General features: G+C 59.8%; 23 protein-coding genes and 1 tRNA gene. 13 read left to right on the top strand and 11 right to left on the bottom strand.

What is annotated here, in order from left to right:
- The first annotated feature begins 128 nt into the window (after positions 1 to 128).
- A complete protein-coding gene (locus F2S13_RS04160) occupies positions 129 to 1,475 on the top strand; it encodes a class II 3-deoxy-7-phosphoheptulonate synthase (protein ID WP_166359183.1) in 1,347 nt (448 codons plus the stop codon).
- Here the strand turns inward: F2S13_RS04160 and F2S13_RS04155 are convergent.
- The 3 genes from F2S13_RS04155 to F2S13_RS04145 form a co-directional block, all read right to left on the bottom strand.
- Complete coding sequence (locus F2S13_RS04155; protein WP_166359182.1) at positions 1,456 to 2,694, bottom strand: winged helix-turn-helix domain-containing protein; 1,239 nt, start codon at positions 2,692 to 2,694, stop codon at positions 1,456 to 1,458. The genes F2S13_RS04160 and F2S13_RS04155 overlap by 20 nt on opposite strands.
- Before the next feature lie 66 nt (positions 2,695 to 2,760).
- Positions 2,761 to 2,985 carry a DUF1127 domain-containing protein gene (locus F2S13_RS04150; protein ID WP_166359181.1) on the bottom strand — a complete coding sequence of 75 codons (225 nt, stop codon included), beginning with the start codon at positions 2,983 to 2,985 and terminating at the stop codon, positions 2,761 to 2,763.
- A 105-nt stretch (positions 2,986 to 3,090) separates the two neighbouring features.
- Positions 3,091 to 3,324 carry a DUF1127 domain-containing protein gene (locus tag F2S13_RS04145; RefSeq protein ID WP_166359217.1) on the bottom strand — a complete coding sequence of 78 codons (234 nt, stop codon included), beginning with the start codon at positions 3,322 to 3,324 and terminating at the stop codon, positions 3,091 to 3,093.
- 97 nt (positions 3,325 to 3,421) lie between these two features.
- Between F2S13_RS04145 and F2S13_RS04140 the strand changes: the two genes are divergently transcribed.
- Positions 3,422 to 4,276 (top strand): LysR substrate-binding domain-containing protein, encoded by an 855-nt coding sequence (locus tag F2S13_RS04140; protein ID WP_166359180.1) that lies wholly within the window; start codon positions 3,422 to 3,424, stop codon positions 4,274 to 4,276.
- On the opposite strand, the gene F2S13_RS04135 is transcribed toward F2S13_RS04140, so the two are convergent.
- On the bottom strand, positions 4,266 to 5,015 hold the full coding sequence (locus F2S13_RS04135) for a sulfite exporter TauE/SafE family protein (RefSeq protein ID WP_166359179.1): 750 nt from the start codon (positions 5,013 to 5,015) through the stop codon (positions 4,266 to 4,268). The genes F2S13_RS04140 and F2S13_RS04135 overlap by 11 nt on opposite strands.
- A 107-nt stretch (positions 5,016 to 5,122) precedes the next feature.
- Between F2S13_RS04135 and F2S13_RS04130 the strand changes: the two genes are divergently transcribed.
- From F2S13_RS04130 to F2S13_RS04120, 3 genes are all read left to right on the top strand, one after another.
- Positions 5,123 to 6,091: a LysR family transcriptional regulator gene (locus tag F2S13_RS04130; protein ID WP_166359178.1), complete on the top strand. Its 969-nt coding sequence runs from the start codon at positions 5,123 to 5,125 to the stop codon at positions 6,089 to 6,091.
- A gap of 49 nt (positions 6,092 to 6,140) precedes the next feature.
- Positions 6,141 to 6,614, top strand: coding sequence for a MarR family winged helix-turn-helix transcriptional regulator (locus tag F2S13_RS04125; RefSeq protein WP_166359177.1), 474 nt, complete (start codon positions 6,141 to 6,143; stop codon positions 6,612 to 6,614).
- 198 nt (positions 6,615 to 6,812) lie between these two features.
- Complete coding sequence (locus F2S13_RS04120; protein WP_166359176.1) at positions 6,813 to 7,232, top strand: organic hydroperoxide resistance protein; 420 nt, start codon at positions 6,813 to 6,815, stop codon at positions 7,230 to 7,232.
- 85 nt (positions 7,233 to 7,317) lie between these two features.
- Here the strand turns inward: F2S13_RS04120 and F2S13_RS04115 are convergent, their stop codons facing one another.
- Both F2S13_RS04115 and earP read right to left on the bottom strand, forming a co-directional pair.
- On the bottom strand, positions 7,318 to 7,887 hold the full coding sequence (locus F2S13_RS04115) for an elongation factor P (RefSeq protein ID WP_166359175.1): 570 nt from the start codon (positions 7,885 to 7,887) through the stop codon (positions 7,318 to 7,320).
- Positions 7,888 to 7,935: 48 nt separating this feature from the next.
- A complete protein-coding gene (earP, locus tag F2S13_RS04110) occupies positions 7,936 to 9,069 on the bottom strand; it encodes an elongation factor P maturation arginine rhamnosyltransferase EarP (protein ID WP_166359174.1) in 1,134 nt (377 codons plus the stop codon).
- 140 nt (positions 9,070 to 9,209) lie between these two features.
- On the opposite strand from earP, the gene F2S13_RS04105 reads away from it, so the two are divergent.
- Positions 9,210 to 9,599: a hypothetical protein gene (locus tag F2S13_RS04105; RefSeq protein WP_166359173.1), complete on the top strand. Its 390-nt coding sequence runs from the start codon at positions 9,210 to 9,212 to the stop codon at positions 9,597 to 9,599.
- A 1-nt stretch (position 9,600) separates the two neighbouring features.
- Positions 9,601 to 10,083: a GreA/GreB family elongation factor gene (locus F2S13_RS04100; RefSeq protein ID WP_166359172.1), complete on the top strand. Its 483-nt coding sequence runs from the start codon at positions 9,601 to 9,603 to the stop codon at positions 10,081 to 10,083.
- A gap of 1 nt (position 10,084) precedes the next feature.
- Here F2S13_RS04100 and F2S13_RS04095 read toward each other — a convergent pair whose 3' ends face one another.
- A complete protein-coding gene (locus tag F2S13_RS04095; protein WP_166359171.1) occupies positions 10,085 to 11,008 on the bottom strand; it encodes a LysR substrate-binding domain-containing protein in 924 nt (307 codons plus the stop codon).
- Between the two features lie 125 nt (positions 11,009 to 11,133).
- Between F2S13_RS04095 and F2S13_RS04090 the strand changes: the two genes are divergently transcribed.
- Positions 11,134 to 11,883, top strand: a complete 750-nt coding sequence (locus F2S13_RS04090; protein WP_166359170.1) for a 3-oxoacyl-ACP reductase family protein — start codon at positions 11,134 to 11,136, stop codon at positions 11,881 to 11,883.
- Between the two features lie 158 nt (positions 11,884 to 12,041).
- A complete protein-coding gene (locus F2S13_RS04085; protein ID WP_166359169.1) occupies positions 12,042 to 12,422 on the top strand; it encodes a hypothetical protein in 381 nt (126 codons plus the stop codon).
- Positions 12,423 to 12,456: 34 nt separating this feature from the next.
- Here the strand turns inward: F2S13_RS04085 and F2S13_RS04080 are convergent.
- Positions 12,457 to 12,546, bottom strand: a tRNA-Ser gene (locus tag F2S13_RS04080).
- A 313-nt stretch (positions 12,547 to 12,859) separates the two neighbouring features.
- Here F2S13_RS04080 and F2S13_RS04075 point away from each other — a divergent pair.
- The 3 genes from F2S13_RS04075 (at position 12,860) to F2S13_RS04065 (ending at position 15,465) form a co-directional block, all read left to right on the top strand.
- Positions 12,860 to 13,549 (top strand): crotonase/enoyl-CoA hydratase family protein, encoded by a 690-nt coding sequence (locus F2S13_RS04075; protein ID WP_166359168.1) that lies wholly within the window; start codon positions 12,860 to 12,862, stop codon positions 13,547 to 13,549.
- 128 nt (positions 13,550 to 13,677) lie between these two features.
- Entirely contained in the window at positions 13,678 to 14,400 is a 723-nt protein-coding gene (locus tag F2S13_RS04070; RefSeq protein ID WP_166359167.1) for a lysophospholipid acyltransferase family protein, read from the top strand.
- 93 nt (positions 14,401 to 14,493) lie between these two features.
- Positions 14,494 to 15,465: a magnesium and cobalt transport protein CorA gene (locus F2S13_RS04065; protein ID WP_166359166.1), complete on the top strand. Its 972-nt coding sequence runs from the start codon at positions 14,494 to 14,496 to the stop codon at positions 15,463 to 15,465.
- A 122-nt stretch (positions 15,466 to 15,587) separates the two neighbouring features.
- On the opposite strand, the gene F2S13_RS04060 is transcribed toward F2S13_RS04065, so the two are convergent.
- Positions 15,588 to 16,319 carry an amidotransferase gene (locus F2S13_RS04060; protein ID WP_166359165.1) on the bottom strand — a complete coding sequence of 244 codons (732 nt, stop codon included), beginning with the start codon at positions 16,317 to 16,319 and terminating at the stop codon, positions 15,588 to 15,590.
- Between the two features lie 593 nt (positions 16,320 to 16,912).
- Here F2S13_RS04060 and F2S13_RS04055 point away from each other — a divergent pair.
- On the top strand, positions 16,913 to 17,713 hold the full coding sequence (locus F2S13_RS04055) for a cytochrome c (RefSeq protein WP_166359164.1): 801 nt from the start codon (positions 16,913 to 16,915) through the stop codon (positions 17,711 to 17,713).
- 49 nt (positions 17,714 to 17,762) lie between these two features.
- Here F2S13_RS04055 and F2S13_RS04050 read toward each other — a convergent pair whose 3' ends face one another.
- Both F2S13_RS04050 and F2S13_RS04045 read right to left on the bottom strand, forming a co-directional pair.
- On the bottom strand, positions 17,763 to 18,557 hold the full coding sequence (locus tag F2S13_RS04050) for a transglutaminase family protein (protein ID WP_166359163.1): 795 nt from the start codon (positions 18,555 to 18,557) through the stop codon (positions 17,763 to 17,765).
- Complete coding sequence (locus tag F2S13_RS04045) at positions 18,554 to 19,504, bottom strand: alpha-E domain-containing protein (protein ID WP_166359162.1); 951 nt, start codon at positions 19,502 to 19,504, stop codon at positions 18,554 to 18,556. The genes F2S13_RS04050 and F2S13_RS04045 overlap by 4 nt, the downstream gene beginning before the upstream one ends.
- Positions 19,505 to 19,514 lie beyond the last annotated feature (10 nt).

Here is a 19,514-nt window from a genome sequence, read left to right as displayed (position 1 = left end):
AGCCAGCTCCCACAGGTACTGTGGAGATCCCTGTGGGAGCGGGCTTGCCCGCGATTACAATCTAAAGGCCACACAAAAACCCGACCTGATAACATGAACCTATCTCCCCCAAGAATACCGAGCCCGTGATGAGCCAACCCTGGAGCCCCGACAGCTGGCGCGCCCTGCCAATCCAGCAGCAACCCGTCTACCCCGATGCCGATCGCCTGCTGCAGGTCGAGCAGAGCCTGGCCAGTTATCCACCGCTGGTGTTCGCCGGTGAAGCACGCGAATTGCGCCGACAGTTTTCCGAAGTGACCCAGGGCCGTGCCTTCCTGTTGCAAGGCGGCGATTGCGCAGAGAGCTTCGCCGAGTTCTCGGCCGCGAAAATTCGCGACACCTTCAAGGTACTGCTGCAAATGGCCATCGTCATGACCTTCGCCGCGGGTTGCCCGGTGGTCAAGGTCGGGCGCATGGCCGGTCAATTCGCCAAGCCGCGTTCGGCCAATGACGAAACCATCGCAGGCGTTACCCTGCCGGCTTACCGTGGCGACATCGTCAACGGCATCGGATTCGATGAAAAGAGCCGCGTGCCGGACCCCGAGCGCCTGCTCCAGGCCTATCACCAGGCGACCGCCACCTTGAACCTGCTGCGCGCCTTTGCCCAGGGTGGTTTCGCCGACCTGCACCAAGTGCACAAATGGAACCTGGACTTCATCGCCAACTCGGCGCTGGCGGAAAAATACAGCCTGTTGGCCGACCGCATCGATGAAACCCTGGCTTTCATGCGGGCCTGCGGCATGGACAGTTCGCCGCAACTGCGCGAAACCAGCTTCTTCACTGCCCACGAAGCGCTGCTGCTCAATTATGAGGAAGCCTTCGTTCGGCGCGACAGCCTGACCAACGATTACTACGACTGCTCGGCGCACATGCTCTGGATCGGCGACCGCACCCGTCAACTCGACGGTGCCCACGTGGAATTCCTGCGCGGGGTCAACAATCCGATCGGGGTCAAGGTCGGACCGAGCATGAACACCGAGGAATTGATCCGCCTGATCGACATCCTCAATCCGGACAACGATCCCGGCCGCCTCAACCTGATCGTGCGCATGGGCGCAGACAAGGTCGGCGACCATCTGCCGGCACTGATTCGCGCCGTGGAAAACGAAGGCCGCAAGGTGCTCTGGAGCTCCGACCCGATGCACGGCAATACCATCAAGGCCAGCAGCGGCTACAAGACTCGCGATTTCGCGCAGATTCTCAGCGAGGTCAAGCAGTTCTTCCAGGTGCACCAGGCCGAAGGCAGTTATGCCGGCGGCATCCACATCGAAATGACCGGGCAAAATGTCACCGAATGCATCGGCGGCGCCCGACCGATCACCGAGGATAGCCTGTCAGACCGTTATCACACCCATTGCGACCCGCGCATGAATGCCGATCAGTCGCTTGAGCTGGCCTTCCTGATTGCCGAAACCCTCAAACAGGTTCGCCGCTGACGCTGGCTGCCAGCGCCGTTCGCAATCGATCGGCGCTGGCCCTTGGACAATTGAGCTGAATTCGCTCCAGCCCCAACCAGTTGGCCAGTTCCTGCAGATTGCCGGCCAGGGCCTTCATCCCCGCCTCATCCAGCCCCGCCACCTCTTCATGTACCGCATGCACTGCCAATCGCCCCTGAGCGCGCTCGGCGCGCAGGTCGACCCGGGCGGCAATCCGTTCGTCATGGAGAAATGGCAACACGTAATACCCGTAAACGCGCTTGTGCGCGGGAGTGTAGATTTCCAGCCGATAGCGGAAGTCAAACAACCGCTCGGTACGGCCGCGCTCCCAGATCAGCGAGTCGAAGGGTGAAAGCAGGGCGCTGGCCGATACCTTGCGAGGCACTCGCGCCTGAGCCAGGCAATACGCTGGCTGGCGCCAGCCTTGCACCTGACAGCTCTGCAATGTCCGGTCCTCCAGCAGTTCACTCAGGCGCGCCTGGCTGTCGGCCGGCGCCAACCGAAAATAGTCGCGCAGGTCTTTTTCTGTCGCCACGCCCAACGCCCCGGCCGCATGCAACAACAGTTGCCGCTGCGCCTGTGCCTGGTCGGGCACTGGCTGAGAGCGGACGTGGGCAGGAATAACCCGCTCAGTCAAATCGTAGAGACGCTCAAACCCCCGGCGCCCGGCCACCGAGACCTGACCGGCTGCGAACAACCATTCCAATGCATGTTTTTCGGCGCTCCAGTCCCACCACTGCCCGGCCGGCTGCTGGCGGGTCGACAGGCTGCCTGCACCCAGGGCGCCTTGTTCGGCAACCGCCGCAAGTACACGGCGGATGGTTGACTGCTGCTCCCGACCGAAACGCGCCAGCTGTTGATAAATGCCCTCCCCTCTTGCCGCCTGCTGCATCCGCCAATTCATCGCCGGATATAACACAAGCGGCAGCAACGAGGCTTCGTGCCCCCAATACTCGAACAACTTGCGCTGTCGCCCGCTGCCCCAGGCGAGTTGATCGAGCAGCGCGTGTGGATAACTTCCCAGACGGGAGAAAAGTGGCAGATAGTGCGACCGCACCAAGGCATTGACCGAATCGATCTGCACCGCACCCAGGCGCTCGATGAGCTGCCCAAGCAGTCGCGCAGTGACTGCAGTTGCACGCTGACGGCCGGCGAAGCCTTGTGCGGCAAGACTCAACCGACGCGCCTGCGCTATAGAGAGAGACAAGGGGCTGGGCATGCACTTCTCCTCAAGGCTTGCGCCTACACTAGACGCGAGCCCACGCCGCCGCTATAGCCTCCTGACTCATTTCTTGATTGGGTCGTCCCAGAATGGCCGGCGGTACTCGCGCAGTACATCGAGACGACTCAGGCCGACGTCCCGCAACTGAGCATCGCTCAAGCGCATCAGTTCGGCACGGTCGCAGTGCAATTGCCGCCAACGCCTGACCTGAGCCAACCCTCTACCCAACAAACCCCGGAAAACCCATGTGGCTGGGGCATGAACCTCAAAGCTTGCATGATCCTTCATGACTTTGTGCTCCTTTGGTGGAGGAAAAAGTCTGGGCCCAGGCACGCGATCGATCCAGCCTGATACCTTGGCTTGATGTTTCACCCGCCGAAGGGCCCCGTGTACTCATCTTTTCAGCGGGTCGTCCCAGAACGGGCGCTCACTTTCCTCGAAAATATCGGCGCGACTAAGACCCATGTCCTTCAGGGCGGCATCGCTGAGCTGCATCAGTTGGGCTCGTTCACGGTGCAGATCATGCCAACGCAAAATTTGTTTCAGGATGGAAGCAAAGGACGCCTTTAGCGAAAAACCATGGGACGGCAGTTTGGCAACCAGCAGAAAACCTTTTTGACCTTTCATCATCTCGCCCTCCAAGTGGGGATGACTGAAGTCTCGCGTAAGCAGTATGATCAATCCAACGAATGTTTCTTATGCTATACATCTTGGAGATTGATGTATGTCCCAGTATCAGAGCATTGACTCCGAAGTGCTGCGCACCTTCGTTGCGATTGCCGATGAAGGTGGCTTCACCCGCGCCGGCGAAATCGTCAACCGCACCCAATCAGCGGTGAGCATGCAGATGAAGCGCCTTGAAGAGGACATTCTGCAACGTCGACTCTTCGAGCGTGATGGTCGCCAGGTCCGGCTGACAGCAGAGGGCCAGGTGTTGCTCGGCTATGCCCGGCGCATCCTCAAGTTGCACAGTGAAGTGTTCAACACCCTGCGCGAGCCGCACATGGTCGGGGTGGTGCGCATCGGTACGCCGGACGATTACGCCATGCGCTTCTTGCCCGGGATTCTTTCGCGCTTCGCCCAGGCTTATCCGCTGGTGCAAGTCGAAGTGCACTGTGAAAGCACGAAACAGCTGCTGCAGCGCAACGATCTGGACCTGACCATCGTCACCCGCGAGCCGGGCAGTGAAATCGGCCAGATGCTGCGCCATGAGCGCTTCGTCTGGGCCCAGGCCGTGGGCCATTGCCCGCACGAGCAAACGCCCATTCCACTGGCGATGTTCAACAGCGATTGTTTCTGTCGGATATGGGCCTGCCACGCCCTCGATGCCGTGCAGAAGGCCTATCGGGTGGCTTACACCAGTCCCAGCCTGGCGGCGATCCTGGCGGTGGTCAGTGCGGGCCTGGCGGTCACTGCGCAATTGCAGAGTCTGATTACCCCGGACATGCGCATTCTCGGTGAAGCCGAGGGTATGCCGCAGCTGCCGATGGCCAGTGTGATGCTGCTGCGCAACAGCAGCACCCAGAATGAAATGACCGAATGCCTGGCCGAACACATCGCAGAAGGCTTCAAACTTTAAAGGCGAGCACTACCGCACAGAGCACCAGATAGCCGCAGAACAGCGAACGCAGGACTTTTTCCGGCGTCGCATGGGCCAGTTTCACGCCCCAACTGATACTCAGCAGCCCTCCGATTGCCAAAGGAATGCCCATGGCCCAATACACATGGTGATGCAGGGCATAGGTCGCCAGGGTCACGGCTGTACTGGGTGCAGCGAGCGCCAATGAGAGCCCTTGGGCGACCACTTGCGTGGTGCCGAACACACTGGTCAGCACCGGCGTCGCGACCACGGCACCACCGACGCCAAACACACCGCCCAGCGCTCCCGAGCCCGCACCCAACACGCCCAGCCAGGGCCACGGCTGACGCAACTCGGTGGAAGGCTCGGCCTTGCGCATGAACATCCGCGCCAGGTTATAGGCCGCCAGCGCGACCAGAAACACGACAAAGCCCAGGCGCATCGCTTGCGCATCCAGGCCCACTGCCCAGAGCGAGCCCCACCAGGCAAAGACGAAACCTGCCAGCGCCAGCGGCACGGCATGACGCATTTCGATGTGGTTGCGTTGGTGGTAGCGCCAGAGGGCCAACAACACGTTGGGCACGACCATGACCAGTGCCGTCCCCTGGGCCAGTTGTTGATCCAGGCCAAACAGGACACCCAGTACCGGGATCGCAATCAAGCCGCCACCGATGCCGAACAGACCACCCACAGTACCGAGCGCGGCCCCCAGGACTACATACATCACCACGTCAATCATTACCGTCCCCTCGAGTGCACTTGTCGCCATGCTAACGACCCGGGACTGGCACGGAAACGCACAGCAACGCACAATGGCTTTGCCGATTACGCATAAGCGAATGAAGAATGAATCCCGACACCCTCACCGAACAACTCGGTCTCTTTCTCGATGTTCTGGAAAGCGGCAGTTTTTCCGCCGCTGCCCGACGCCATCCGCTGACCCCTTCGGCCGTGGCCCGGCGTATCGACAACCTGGAATCCGCCGTGGGCAGCCGCCTGTTCGTGCGCAGTACCCACGCTGTGCGACCGACGCCTGCCGGCATCGCCTTTGCCGAGCGCGCCCGCAGAATAGTCGAGGAATTGCGCCTGGCCCGTGCCGAAGCCGTTTCCCTGAGCAGTGCCCCCGAAGGCTTGATCCGCATTGACGCACCCGCCGCCTTCGGCCGCCGACACCTGGCGCCGGCCATCGCCGACTTCCTGGTCGCCTACCCCGGCCTGGATGTGCAATTGCGTCTGATCGACAGCTTCGTCGATCTTCAGGGTTCGCACCTGGGTGAAGTCGACCTGGTGCTGCGTGCCGGTCCCCTGGCCGATACGCGCCTGGTCGCCACGCCCTTGGCTTACATGGTGCGAATCGCCTGCGCCAGCCCTGACTATCTGAAAAAGCGCGGGATCCCCGCCAACCCAAGCGAACTGGTCGAGCACGACGGCCTGGATTGGGATGGCCTGGCGCCGCCCTTCGCCTGGCGCTTCGAACAAGAGGGCCAGTTGCGCCTACAGCGCCCGAAGCGCATGCGCATGAGCGCCAACAATGCTGAAACATTGCTGTTCGGTGCCCTGGCCGGGCTCGGCATTGCGCACTTGCCGACCTGGTTGATCAGCGAGTACCTGCTGCGGGGTGAGTTGATGCCGCTGTTTTGTGAAAATGGCCTGCCGGCTGCCGAATCCAGTGGCATCTATGCCCTGCGCCTGGAACATGAAACGAGCTCGCGAAGCCGCTTGCTCCTCGAATTTCTCAAGAGCCGCTTCAGCCCTGTCCCGCCTTGGGACCTTGCACTGCGGAGCGACCTGAACTGGCATTCGCTGGCACATTAAAGATCAGAGCGCTAAATTAATGGACGAATTGATTCAAAGGATCTCCCCCATGAACGCCGACCGCGAAACCCCCAGACCAACTTCGGAGCCATGCGACGATCTGCTGCTCGATAGCCAAGTGTGCTTCGCGCTGTACTCCACTTCGCTATTGATGACCAAGGTCTACAAGTCGCTGCTCCAGACCCTGGGGCTGACCTATCCGCAGTATCTGGCCATGATTGTGCTATGGGAACAGGATGGCCTGACCGTGGGCGAAATCAGCACGCGCTTGCTCACCGATCCGGGCTCCCTGACGCCCTTGCTCAAGCGGCTCGAGGCCGAAGGTTTGCTGAGCCGCACCCGCAGCCGCGAGGATGAGCGCGTGGTCATTGTCGAACTGACCGAACAAGGCCGAGCCTTGCGCGAACGCGCCAAGGACATTCCCAGTTGCATTCTCAAAGCCAGCGGCCAATCGCTGGAACGGCTACAGCGCTTGCAAGCCGAGCTCGTGGATTTGCGCAGCAACCTGCAAGAAAACCTCTGATCGACCCGGCTGCGGCACACCTGAGCGCAGCCTTCCCCCCCATGTCCTAGAATGAATTGCCGACCGCTGGTCGCAGGCTTTCAAGTTTCTTAAAAATTGTATTGCGCGCAAATTAAATGCGCGCTACATTTTTCTCGCACTTAGTTAGCGCGCAAACTTCTTGCGCAGCAGATACCACTCGAACCCAGGAGGCTCATCATGGAAACTCTCTACACTGCAACCGTAACCGCCACCGGTGGCCGCGATGGCCGCGCTGTTTCCAGCGACAACATTCTCGATGTGAAACTGGCCACCCCCAAAGAACTCGGCGGCGCCGGCGGGGCAGCCACCAACCCTGAGCAACTGTTCGGCGCCGGCTACTCCGCCTGCTTTATTGGTGCCATGAAATTCGTTGCCGGGCAAAGCAAGCGCCAACTGCCAGCCGACACCAAAGTCACCGCTGAAGTCGGCATCGGCCAGATCCCGGGTGGTTTTGGTCTGGATATCGACTTGCGCATCAACCTGCCCGGCCTGGAACAAGCCGACGCCCAGGCACTGGTCGATGCAGCACACAAGGTCTGCCCTTACTCCAACGCCACCCGTGGCAACGTCGATGTGCGCCTGCATGTCAGCGTCTGACACCTGAGGCGATTGGTATAAATCGCGCCCACAAAAAAACCCGACACACTGGTCGGGTTTTTTTGTACTTCGCGAAACGCCGATATTACTTGGCGCGGCCCTTGTAGGAACCACCTTCGCGGGTATCGATCTCGATCATGTCGCCGATTTCGATGAAGTCGGCAACGCTCAGCTCGGTACCATTTTTCAGCTTGGCAGGTTTCATCACCTTGCCCGAAGTGTCACCGCGAGCGGAACCTTCGGTGTAGTCGACCTGACGCACGATGGTGGTCGGCAGCTCTACGGAAACCAGACGGCCTTCGAAGAATACGGCTTCGCAGACGTCGGTCATGCCTTCTTCAACGAACGGCAGAACGCTTTCGATGTCTTCGGCGTTCAGTTCGTACATGGTGTAGTCGGTGGTGTCCATGAACGTGTAGGTGTCGCCGCTGATGAAGGACAGGGTCGCTTCCTTGCGGTCCAGGATCACGTCGTCCAGCTTGTCGTCTGCACTGTACACGGTTTCAGTCTTGTAACCGGTCAGCAGGTTCTTCAGCTTGGTCTTCATGATCGCGCTGTTACGACCAGACTTGGTGAATTCGGCTTTCTGCACCAACCAAGGATCGTTGTCGATACGGATGACGGTGCCGGGTTTCAGTTCTTTACCAGTTTTCATTACGAATATCCGAATTTGGATGGTGATATACAAAATCTAGGCCGCGTATCATATCCAATTTAGGTAAAACTGTACCAGCGTCGTGGCAAGATCAGGCTGAGCGGCTTGTTGCCGGCACCAGTGCCCGGCATGTTCGGTCAGCTCCTGCTCATGCTGCAGCACCTGCAGCCAGCATTCGCCCATGTCCCGATCCATGTTCCAGGCGCGCCACAAATTGATCAGCGCCAGGCTGGCTGCGACGCTCAATCCCTTGGTATAGAGCGCCAGGAACGCTTCGAGTTTTTCCCAGTGCGCGTATTCTTCCTGTACATAGATATGCCATAGCAACGGTCGACCGGCCCACTGGGCCCGGACGAACGAGTCTTCCCCGCGTACGGCATTGAAATCGCAGCACCAGAGCAGGCGGTCGTATTGATCCTGGCTGACGAATGGCAGCACCTGCACCGTCAAGGCGCCACGGACCTCGATCGCCCCCACGGCCAGTTCACCAACGCCCAGCCATGCCTGCAAATCCCCCAGGATCCGCCCTTCCGGGACCAGCACATGGTTGGGCCGGGAGTCGGTCGCCATGACATCCAGCCATCCAGCCAGGCCGGCATTTTCGTAGGCAAACAATGAAATCAAGCGGGCATTGGCCGCGGGCGCAATACCCATGGCCTGCAAGAATGCTTGCCGTACGGCCGGGTCTTGCTGGAAAGTCTGTCGCGCTGCAAGCAATCCCGCTTCGCGCAGCAGGCCACCGGTTTTGGCCTGGAAGCCGGGAAAGAAGAAAAACTTGCGCAAGCCGTTTGGTTGCGGTGATGGCAAGCCATGGCAGCCCTCTACCCAATCTTCAGCACTGAGGTAGTCCAGGTTCAACCACAGCGGGGCCTTCTCGCGCTCGACCATCGCCGTCACATAGTCCCGAGGCAACTGACAGGCAAAGGCGCCGATCACGACATCCGCCACAGGCGTTGGCTGCCAGTCTGCCGACCATTGGCAGACCCGCACACCCTGGCGCTCCTGCTGTAAAGCCTGGCCATCGGCTTCGGGGCAAAGCCGCACGAACGCGCGCAGGTCATCCACCCACAAACGCACTGCCAGCCCATGTTCGGCGACCAGTTGCCGAGCCAGCCGCCAGGTCACGCCAATATCACCGTAGTTATCGACGACACTGCAGAAAATATCCCAGGAGGCTTTCATATCAGGCACCCCTTGCCTCAGGTTGTGAAAAACCGCCGATTGTCCGCATAAATGATCGCAGACAAAAGGCCTCTCGCCGATTAAAAGCCGGCGGCGACGTGCGACAATCGCCAATATCCCAATCGAGCCAGGAGGCTGCCATGCCCTACCGTCCACGTCGTCGCGAGCTGTCTGTTACCCTCAGCCCGCTGCACCTGACCGGCTGCATTGCCCTGGGCATGTGGCTGGGATTCGTTGCCATCGCGCTGACCTGCTGGTTGGCCTACAAGGTCGTGTTCAATTCCCCGCTGCCTTTGAGCAGCACCGCCGAATCGCCAGAGCCTCCGGCCGTCGCCCAACCGGCGCCGGAAAGCCCGATGTTCGAGCAATACAAAGAGAACCTGTACAAGCAGGAGTTGCAGCAGGCCGAGAATCAGGCGCGCAACAACGAACGCAATCAGTCCAAACCCAAATGCCAATTCTGGCTGCAACAAAACCAGACCGCCCCCAGTGACAAGAGCCGGGCCAATGTCCTCAAGTTCTGCGATTGATATGAATAGACACGTCTTGCTGGGTTTGATCACCGACAAACTGACCGTCGACCTGGACGTCGCACAGCGCGCGGCACAAACCGCCTACGAAACGGCGACCCACGAAGAAAATGTCGCAGAAAACAAGTACGACACCCTGGGTCTGGAAGCTTCCTACCTCGCCACGGGCCAGGCGCGGCGCATGGAGGAAATTCGCCAGGCGCTCGCGCTCTATCGAAACCTGACCCTGCGAACCTACGATGAGCAGTCCGGCATTCAGGTCAGCATGCTGGTCACCCTCGAGGCCGAGAACGGCAGCCAGCAGTACCTGTTCCTGGGGCCGGAAGCGGCAGGTCTGAAAATCGCCTGCCACGGTCGCCAGGTCACCGTCATCACTCCTCGCTCGCCGCTGGGCCAGAGCCTGCTGGGCAAGCACGAGGGAGATGAGGTGCAGATCAAGGTCGACGGCGTCAGTCAGCGCTACGAAGTGCTGGAAGTCCTGTAAATCAAATCGCACTGAAACGCTCGGCCAGCTTCTGCTCGGCAAACTGCTCGATGACAAAATCGATGAAGGCCCTGGTCTTGCCCGGCAGCAGCTTGTGCTCGGCGTAGTACAGCGAGATATTGCCGTCGTCCACATACCAGCCCGGCAAGACCCGATGCAAGGCACCACTGTGCAGGTACGGCACGGCAAACGGCATGCTGACCAGGGCAACGCCCAGGCCCTGCTCGGCCGCTGCGCAGGCCGCTTCCGAATCGCTCATGGTCATGCGCGCTTTCAGGCTCAACGGGCTGTGCTCCTGGGCACGATTGCTCAATGGCCAGGAGCGCACGCGCCCCGTCTGGGGTGAACGGATCAGGATGCCATCGGCCCCAAGCAAGTCTTCGGGATGCCGGATCGGCGCGCACCCACCCAGATAGCCGGCCGAGGCCACCAGGACCCGATGGGCCGGCGCGAGCTTGCGTGCCACCACCCCTTGCGGCAGCTCGAAACCACCACCGATGGCGGCATCGAACCCCTGACCGATCAGGTCGACCTGGCGATTATCGAAATGCCAGTCCGGCGTGATTGCCGGATAGCGTCGCAGGAATTCACCCAGCAACGGCACGACATACAACCTGCCGAAAACGGTCCCCATACTCACCTTCAAGGTCCCGGCGGGCTGTCCTTCGGCGCCGGCGAGATTGGCGACGGCATTCTGGATGATCTGAAAACTGCTGCCGACTTCGTTCAAAAATCGCTGACCGGCTTCTGTCAGCATCAGGCTGCGAGTACTACGCTGAAACAGCCGCACGCCCATCCGCGCCTCGAGTCGGGCGACATTCTTGCCCACCGCGGCCGGGGTCAGGCTCAGACGTCGGGCTGCTTCGGCGAAGCTGCCGGCCTCGGCGCTACGGACAAAACACTCGATGCTGCTGAAACTTTCCACAGGCTCACTCGATACATTTAGTTCACTCTGACTATAGCAATTACCATCTACACAGAGGGTAATCAGCCGTCGATACTCCACCCATCAACAAGGCATACCGCCTTGAATTCCTGGAGCATTACGAAATGTCGACTCAAGCAAACCTCAACGGAAAAGTGGCCCTCGTCCAGGGCGGCTCGCGCGGCATCGGTGCCGCTATCGTCAAACGCCTGGCCGAGCAAGGCGCTGCCGTAGCCTTCACCTATGTCAGCTCGGCGGCCAAGGCCAAGGACCTGCAAGACAGCATCACGGCAGCGGGCGGCAAGGCCCTGGCAATTCTTGCCGACAGCGCCAGCGAGGCCGCCATTCGCGAGGCCGTCGGTGCTACGGTAAAAGCCTTTGGTCGGCTCGATATCCTGGTCAACAACGCCGGTGTCCTGGCGATCGGCCCGCTGGAGAGCTTCAGCCTGGAAGACTTCGACCGCACCCTCAACATCAATATACGCAGTGTATTCATCGCGACCCAGGAAGCCGCGCGGCACATGACCGAGGGTGGCCGGATCATCAACATCGGCAGCACCAATGCCGAGCGCATGCCGTTCGCAGGCGGCGGTCCCTATGCCATGAGCAAGTCGGCACTGGTGGGCCTGACCAAAGGCCTGGCACGTGACCTCGGCCCGCGTGGCATAACCATCAACACCGTTCAACCAGGACCGGTCGACACCGACATGAACCCGGCCGACGGCGAGTTTGCCGAGACACTGATCGGTTTCATGGCGGTCGGTCGTTATGGCAAGGCCAATGAGATCGCCAGCTTTGTCAGCTACCTGGCCGGCCCTGAAGCCGGATACATCACCGGTGCCAGCCTGACCATTGACGGCGGCTTTTCAGCCTGAACCCACGCCAAACCTGCCCTGTACAAAATACAGGGCAATTTTCTCTGCATGATTCTGGCTTCGTCCTACACTGCACTTCGTCGCAAAAACATTGACTCAGCGCCCGCCGAAGGCGCTGAGTAAGTTTTTTATGCTCTTCTTTTAAAAGGGTATTTCCCATGACAAGACTCACCGTTCAAGCGGGCGACTTCTTGCAGGGTGAAGGCGAGTACAGCAATGGATCGCTCACTCTCAAGACGGCCATAAGCCCTTCTCCCGGAGAGAAAATCGCCCTCAGTCGCATCAAGGAAATGTCTGTTGCCAATCAGGAAAGCAGCAAGAGCCTGAGCAGTGCCATCGGCTGGGGCATGGCGGGCGCACTGGTGGCTGGCCCCATCGGACTGATCGCCGGCCTGTGGCTCGGTGGCAAGGAAGAGGAAGTCACCTTCGTGGCCACCTTGAAGGATGGTCGTAAGCTGATGGCGATTACCGACGTCAAGACCTACTCGAAAATGACCAGGACCTGGCACAAACGGACCCCAGAAACACAAAACCCCTGACTTCGCGAGGAAACCAGGGGTCTTGTATGGAATATGGCGGTGAAGAAGGGATTCGAACCCTTGATACAGTTTCCTGTATACACACTTTCCAGGCGTGCTCCTTCAGCCACTCGGACACTTCACCGTTTCTCTTCAAACCTTTCAGTCTGTCGAGGCGCGCTAATGTAGTCGAAAGCTCCGGTGATGGCAAAGGTTTTTTTCAGAATTTTCATGTGCTTAAGCACTTATCCAGAAAAAAGCCCAGCCGCGGCACCCGGCGATGGCAAAGCGGCCAATCTCCGGGGCTGTTTGACACCCTCATTCTGAAGATCTCACTCCTACGCCCGACATTGCGCGGCTATGCGCCAACCGGGCTGACTCACCAGTCAGTCACGGCGCTTTACCTTGGTCCGAGCGCTGGGTAACGTCTTCCCCACTTCTCTACAAGGAACCCTGTCATGAGTGAGCTGATTTCCTACCAACTCGATGACGGCATCGCGACCCTGACGCTGAACAACGGCAAGGTCAACGCCATTTCCCCTGACGTGATTGTCGCCTTCAATGCCGCGCTGGACCAGGCCGAGAAAGATCGCGCCGTGGTGATCATTACCGGTCAGCCGGGAATTCTCTCCGGCGGTTACGACCTCAAGGTGATGACCTCCGGGCCACAGGCCGCCATCAGCCTGGTAGCGGCCGGTTCTACCCTGACCCGTCGCCTGCTCGCGCACCCCTTCCCGATCATCGTCGCCTGCCCTGGCCATGCGGTCGCCAAAGGTGCCTTTATCCTGCTGTCGGTCGACTACCGGATCGGTGTCGAAGGCCCTTTCAGCATTGGTCTTAATGAAGTGCAGATCGGCATGACCATGCACCATGTCGGCATCGAACTTGCGCGTGACCGCCTGCGTCGCTCGGCGTTTCACCGTTCGGTCATCAATGGTGAAATGTTCGACCCGACCAGCGCAGTGGATGCCGGCTTCCTCGACAAGGTGGTCAAGCCCGAAGAGCTGCAGGAAGCGGCCCTCGTCGCTGCCCGGCAATTGAAGAAGATCAATATGACGGCGCACAAAAATACCAAGTTGAAAGTGCGCAAGGCGCTGCTGGAGACTCTGGACGACGCCATCATCCGCGACCAGGAACACCCGATCTGAGCCTCACCGGCTGCTTTGCAACAGGTCCGGCCCCGCGCCGGCCTGTTCAGGGCACGTATTGATTGCGCATTTGCCGAAGGTAGAGCACATCCGTACACTGCGCCGCTTTTGTCCCGATGAGTTGCGCAATGCTTTTCCTTGTCCGCATGTTGTTGTTGAGTCTGCACTTTTTATTGGTCGGCGTTCTGGGTGTGCTGATCGGTCTGTGCCGTCCGTTCAACCCGGACAACAGCCGCCTGTTTGCCCGCCTGTATGGCTGGGCGACTAGATGGATATTGCGCCTGGATATCCAGGCCGAAGTCGGCCCGTTGTTCGATCAACCACCGGGCTGCGTCATCATCGCCAACCATCAATCCAACTTCGACCTGTTCGTGCTCGGCCCAGTGGTGCCGCGGCGCACGGTCTGCATCGGCAAGAAGAGCCTGAAATGGGTGCCTCTGTTCGGCCAACTGTTCTGGCTGGGCGGCAACGTCCTGATCGAGCGCGGCAATGCCTACCAGGCACGCAAGGCCATGCTCACCACAACGCGCACGCTGCAAAAGGAAGACACCTCGATCTGGGTGTTCCCGGAAGGCACGCGCAATGCCGACGCCGCACTCTTGCCGTTCAAGAAGGGCGCCTTCCAGATGGCGATCGAAGCCGGTGTGCCCATCGTTCCGGTCTGCGTCAGTCGTTATGCGAGGCGCATGCGCCTCAACCGCTGGACCAGTGGCCGCATCATCATCCGCTCGCTGGCGCCGATTCCCACGGCCAACCTCGGCCAGCAGGACATGCCCGGCTTGATCGAGCAGTGCCGCGAGCAAATGCAGCTGTGCATCCAGAACATGGAGCGTGAACTGCAACACGCCTGATAATTTGAGTGGGTACTTGCCGACTTTCGACTCACAGACCAAGCTAGGCGGTATGCTGCTTCTCACTGCCATTTGAATTAGAAGCGAACAACCATGGGTCGAGTCGTTGCTGCCGCGGTGTATAGCGCCGGTAAAAGAGTTGCCGATATCAGCCTCGAAGAAGGCAGCCAATGGGCGAGCAAGCCCGGTCATTTTGTCTGGATCGGCCTGGAGCAGCCCAGTGCCGAGCAACTGGCCATCCTGCAACGGCAGTTCAACCTGCATGAACTTGCCATCGAAGACGCCCTGGAGGCACACAGCCGGCCAAAGCTGGAAACCTTCGGCGATGCACTGTTTATCGTGACGTACTCACCGATCCGCCACGAAGGGCAGTTGCAATTCATCGAAACGCATATCTTTGCCGGTACCGGCTACGTCATTACTGCCCGCAATGGCAGTTCGGCATCCTACGGGCTGGTACGCTCACGCTGCGAAGCGCGCCCGCTTCTGCTCGACCATGGCGAAGACTTCGTGCTGTACGCCCTCCTCGACTTCGTTACCGAGAATTACCAGCCGGTCAGCGAAGCGATCCATGACGAGATCGAGGAGCTCGAGCGCAGCGTACTCAGCGGTTCGCTCAGGGAAGAAGATATCCGCCTGCTCCATAGTCTGCGCCGTGACATTCTGCGTCTGCGTCGTTATGTAGCGCCGATGGTCGAGGTCAGCGAAGAATTGCAGCGCCTGGACTTCCCCTTCATCCACAAGAACATGCGCCCGTATTTTCGCGACGTGCAGATCCATGTCACCCGGCAGATGGAAGATCTGATGGGCATCCGCGACATCGCCAGCCAGACGATCGAAATCGGCATGCTGCTGGAGTCGTCGCGACAAAGCATCACCCAACGCAAATTCGCGGCCTGGGCAGCTATCCTGGCCTTTCCGACGGCGATTGCGGGGATTTACGGGATGAATTTCCAGAATATGCCGGAGCTGAGCTGGCAGTACGGATACTTTATCGTGCTTGGGGTGATTTCGTTGGGCTGCACGGCGTTGTATGCGAGCTTCAAGCGGTCGGGGTGGTTGTAGGAGATTTTGTGTTGCCTGGCAGGGCCTCATCGCTGGCAAGCCCGCTCCCACAGGGAATGCAGGGTGCCTAACCCTGTGGGAGCTGGCTTGCCAGCGATGGAAGCGACGCGGTCTACCTGAAATCAGGAAGCCCGATCAGCCTCAGGCTTATGCGCCACAAACCGCATCATCCACTCAGCCACGGTCGCGCCGTGGTGCTCTTCTGCCAGGCTGGCAATACCCGACTGATAAACCTGCTCGCCCAGTCGGTCCTGGCGTGCATCGAGCAGCGCCCGGGAATAGTCGTGAACGAATTCAGGGTGCCCCTGGAAGCACAACACCTGATCATTGATGTGAAAGGCCGCAATCGGGCAGAACTCACTGGAGGCCACCACGGTGGCGTTCTCCGGGAGCCGGGTTACCTGGTCCTGGTGACTGATCAGCAGCGTCAGCTCTTCGACCGCCGGGCACATCCACGGCGCCTGGTGCTCCAGGGTGTAACGATGAGCACCGACGCCCCAGCCCTGGGTCGACCGCTCGCTCTTGCCGCCCAGCAGCAACGCCAGCAACTGATGACCGAAGCACACACCCAACAGCTTGTCGCCACGCTCATAGCGTTGCAGCAGGTAAGTCTTGAGCGTTTCGATCCAGGGATCGGTACCGAATGAATCGGCCTTGCTGCCAGTGACCAGATAAGCGTCGAATTGCATGTCATCGGCCGGGTAGTCACCGTTCATCACGTTGTACACGCTGAACTCGGCGGCGATCGGCTGGCGGGCAAACAGTTGCTCGAACATCTTTCCGTAGCCCTGATACTGGCCGACCAGCTCAGGTCGCAGGACATCGGTTTCGAGGATGCAGATGCGTAACGACATAAGAAGTACCTGACACGACAAGGGCATTAAATAATTGTGTCTAAGCCTGCCTTGAATACTGGCATCAAGGCAAGTCCGCTACATGACTTTGACGAGCTACCCGGCGATGTTTCTACGCTCGGACGAACGGTAGCGCGCTAATGGATTCAGTCGTATGAATACGCAAGTGTCTAGCAAAGGGCATGCCTCAATGATGGCAAAACGATTCATACCCAAAAATACAAATTAAAGCAGGCAACCATACCAAAGCGTTCTAAGCAACAGGTGACGTGGGCCCTAATGTTAGACATGTAACCATTGCGGCCGGGTTTTGCCGGGCATGGATACGATTTCAAATGCTTTACGCCAGGCCAGCTCAAGGCGGCGCTCAGGAATAACAACAAAAAAGGCGGTCAGCCATGTTCAAGCAAACCAAGGTACGTCAGGCCAGTCTCATTGTCTTTGCCACTACACTGCTGCTGATTCTTCCGAACCTGTCCCGTCTGTTCGGGTGAGCGGCACTTTGCCCCATATCCTTGATACGCCAGCCTCGGTAGCTTCCGAGGCCGGCGCAGGTGTGCCAATCTTCCTGCCTGACTGAAGGAGATTGGCCCATGCGCTATTGGATTGCCCTGTTACCCACGCTGCTGAGCGCCCCACTACTCGCGGCACAGCTGACGATTGATCTGGGTTCGACCCACAAGACCTGGCAGACCGAAGCGCTGCTCAAGCATCCCCAGACGCAGACGATCACGATCGAAAGCGATGTTTCCTACAAAAAACTCATGCATTACCGCGCTGTACCTGTCAGCGCGCTGCTTGAGGGCGTGAGTGCGCAGGATCACCTGCAAGCGGTGGCGACCGACGGGTTCGCAGCTGAAATGCCTGCCGCCCCTCTGTTGAGCAACGGCCCGGCCCGTGCCTGGCTGGCGGTCGAAGACCCTGCGCATCCGTGGCCCGCACTGGGCAAAGGCAAAGCCAGTGCCGGCCCCTTCTACCTGGTCTGGACCAACCCGCAGGCCGGGCACATCAGTCCCGAACAATGGCCCTACAATGTCGCCAGCATCCGCCGCCTGGCCCCGGTTGCAGAGCGCTTCCCGGCCATGCGTCCCGACTCGCAACTGGCGGCCGACGATCCGGTGAACCTGGGCTTTGCGCTGTTCCAGAAAAATTGCATGGCGTGCCACCGACTCAATGGTGCCGGTGATGCGCAGATGGGGCCTGACTTGAATATTCCGTACAACCCGACCGAGTACTTCGGCGGGGAGTTTCTGCGGCGTTACATCCGTGATCCGCAGAGCCTGCGGCAATGGCCGCAGGCGAAGATGCCGGGGTTTGATCAGGTTGTGTTGCCAGATGCGGAGTTGGACAAGCTGATAGGTTATCTACAGCACATGGCAGGCAGAAAGCAGTGACCCCATCGCTGGCAAGCCAGCGATGCGGCGCCAGCCGCCACTGCTTTAATTACTGCTGTTGAACCGAAATCGTCGGCGTAACCAACACCTTCGCATGCATCTGCTCGCCCCCGCCACGGCGCATCCCGCGCACCGGACAGGCATCCAGATAATCCAGCCCCACGGCCAGCTTCAGGTGTCGCGCCGCACGGGCCAGCTGGTTGGTGACATCGAAACTGTACCAGGCACCATCGAACCACGCCTCGGCCCAGGCATGGCTGGCCATATGCTCGCTCTCGGCACTGAACAAGTACCCCGACACATAGCGCGCCGGAATCCCCTGACTGCGAGCGCAAGCCAGGAATGCGTGCGTATGGTCCTGACACACGCCGGCACGCGCGGCAAAGGCCTCGGCGGCGCAGGTGTCCACTTCCGTGCTGCCCGGCTTGTAAGCCATGTGCTGGTTGAGTGCCTGCATCAAGTCGATCAGCGCCGTGCGACTCTTGCGCTTGCGGCATTCCCTGGCGGCAAAGCTGCGCAGCGCCTCGTCGGCCTCGGTCAGTCGGGTAAAACGCAGGAACGGCAAGGCCGACTGGCTTTCATGTTCGGCTTCGCGTGTCTCGTCGATATCGACCTGGCCGCGGGCGGCGATGACGATTGCAGCGTGCGGCTCATCCAGCGTCAACACATGCAGGATGTTGCCGAACGGATCCAGCTGGGCCCGCACGGGGCGCGGCAGGTCAAGCTGCCAGCTCAACACTTGCTGACGCTCGCTGTCGTGGGGCGTGAGGCGCAGGTACTGGATGCTCGCGCGTACCTGATCTTCATAGTGGTAGGCAGTTTCGTGGCGAATGGTCAGTCTCATGCTGCCTCCAGGTAAGCGCTGTGAATGGCATTGCCCAGCTGGCGAACCAGCGGGATGTACTCGGTCAGCCAGGCGTGCAAGCCTTCGTCGAGGATTTCATCGATGGCGGTATAACGCAGGCGGGCATCAACCTCTGCCGCCAGGCGCTGCGCCGGACGGCCATTGACACCCGGCAGGCTCGCCAGGATCTGATCGATTTCTTCAGTGCAGGCACGCAGCGAACGTGGCACATCGGCGCGCAACAGCAACAGTTCGGCGACATGCCGTGCCCCGGGCGCGTCCCGGTAGATCTCGGTATAGGCCTCGAACGAGGACAACGCGCGCAACAGTGCACTCCATTGGTAATAACCTCGTGCAGAACTGTCACTGACCGCTTCGGCCTCGTCGCCGAGCATCTCGTAGCGGGCGTCGAGCAGGCGCAGGGTGTTGTCAGCCCGCTCGATGAAAGTCCCCAGGCGAATGAAACGAAAGGCATCGTTACGCATGATGGTGCCGTGGGTGGCTCCACGGAACAGGTGCGAACGCTCCTTGATCCACTCGCAGAAACGGCTCATGCCATAACGGCTCAGCCCCTGTTCGGCTATGCCGTGTATCTCCAGCCAGGTGGCGTTGATGTTTTCCCACATGTCGGCGGTAATTCGCCCACGTACGGCATGGGCACTGGCACGTGCCGAGCCCAGGCAGCTGTAGATACTTGCCGGGTTTTCCCCATCCAGGGCAAAGAAGTGCAGCAGGCGTTCGGCATGCAGTTGACCGTGGCGCTCCAGGTAATCATCCAGGGTGCCGGTGATCAACAGCGGCATGGCCATTTCATCGAGGCCAGCGCCACGACCGTCCTGGGGCATCAAAGACAGCGAATAACTGACGTCGAGCATCCGCGCGAGGTTTTCCGCTCGCTCCAGATAACGCGACATCCAATACAGATCCGAGGCAGTTCTACTTAACATTGGCAGGCTT

The organism is Pseudomonas akapageensis (assembly GCF_011355085.1).
Classification (GTDB): domain Bacteria; phylum Pseudomonadota; class Gammaproteobacteria; order Pseudomonadales; family Pseudomonadaceae; genus Aquipseudomonas; species Aquipseudomonas akapageensis.
This window is presented reverse-complemented; position numbering and strand designations above follow the sequence as displayed.

Bases quoted from the DNA above. Each gene is read 5' to 3' on its own strand.
- F2S13_RS04060 (WP_166359165.1), bottom strand. From the start codon at position 16,319: ATGTCGTTACGCATCTGCATCCTCGAAACCGATGTCCTGCGACCTGAG.
- F2S13_RS04085 (WP_166359169.1), top strand. From the start codon at position 12,042: ATGACAAGACTCACCGTTCAAGCGGGCGACTTCTTGCAGGGTGAAGGC.
- F2S13_RS04045 (WP_166359162.1), bottom strand. From the start codon at position 19,504: ATGTTAAGTAGAACTGCCTCGGATCTGTATTGGATGTCGCGTTATCTG.
- F2S13_RS04115 (WP_166359175.1), bottom strand. From the start codon at position 7,887: ATGAAAACTGGTAAAGAACTGAAACCCGGCACCGTCATCCGTATCGAC.
- F2S13_RS04090 (WP_166359170.1), top strand. From the start codon at position 11,134: ATGTCGACTCAAGCAAACCTCAACGGAAAAGTGGCCCTCGTCCAGGGC.
- F2S13_RS04140 (WP_166359180.1), top strand. From the start codon at position 3,422: ATGTCCCAGTATCAGAGCATTGACTCCGAAGTGCTGCGCACCTTCGTT.
- F2S13_RS04070 (WP_166359167.1), top strand. From the start codon at position 13,678: ATGCTTTTCCTTGTCCGCATGTTGTTGTTGAGTCTGCACTTTTTATTG.
- F2S13_RS04125 (WP_166359177.1), top strand. From the start codon at position 6,141: ATGAACGCCGACCGCGAAACCCCCAGACCAACTTCGGAGCCATGCGAC.
- F2S13_RS04100 (WP_166359172.1), top strand. From the start codon at position 9,601: ATGAATAGACACGTCTTGCTGGGTTTGATCACCGACAAACTGACCGTC.
- F2S13_RS04065 (WP_166359166.1), top strand. From the start codon at position 14,494: ATGGGTCGAGTCGTTGCTGCCGCGGTGTATAGCGCCGGTAAAAGAGTT.
- F2S13_RS04120 (WP_166359176.1), top strand. From the start codon at position 6,813: ATGGAAACTCTCTACACTGCAACCGTAACCGCCACCGGTGGCCGCGAT.
- F2S13_RS04150 (WP_166359181.1), bottom strand. From the start codon at position 2,985: ATGAAGGATCATGCAAGCTTTGAGGTTCATGCCCCAGCCACATGGGTT.
- F2S13_RS04160 (WP_166359183.1), top strand. From the start codon at position 129: ATGAGCCAACCCTGGAGCCCCGACAGCTGGCGCGCCCTGCCAATCCAG.
- F2S13_RS04145 (WP_166359217.1), bottom strand. From the start codon at position 3,324: ATGAAAGGTCAAAAAGGTTTTCTGCTGGTTGCCAAACTGCCGTCCCAT.
- F2S13_RS04135 (WP_166359179.1), bottom strand. From the start codon at position 5,015: ATGATTGACGTGGTGATGTATGTAGTCCTGGGGGCCGCGCTCGGTACT.
- F2S13_RS04055 (WP_166359164.1), top strand. From the start codon at position 16,913: ATGCGCTATTGGATTGCCCTGTTACCCACGCTGCTGAGCGCCCCACTA.
- F2S13_RS04155 (WP_166359182.1), bottom strand. From the start codon at position 2,694: ATGCCCAGCCCCTTGTCTCTCTCTATAGCGCAGGCGCGTCGGTTGAGT.
- F2S13_RS04130 (WP_166359178.1), top strand. From the start codon at position 5,123: ATGAATCCCGACACCCTCACCGAACAACTCGGTCTCTTTCTCGATGTT.
- F2S13_RS04050 (WP_166359163.1), bottom strand. From the start codon at position 18,557: ATGAGACTGACCATTCGCCACGAAACTGCCTACCACTATGAAGATCAG.
- F2S13_RS04075 (WP_166359168.1), top strand. From the start codon at position 12,860: ATGAGTGAGCTGATTTCCTACCAACTCGATGACGGCATCGCGACCCTG.
- F2S13_RS04105 (WP_166359173.1), top strand. From the start codon at position 9,210: ATGCCCTACCGTCCACGTCGTCGCGAGCTGTCTGTTACCCTCAGCCCG.
- earP (WP_166359174.1), bottom strand. From the start codon at position 9,069: ATGAAAGCCTCCTGGGATATTTTCTGCAGTGTCGTCGATAACTACGGT.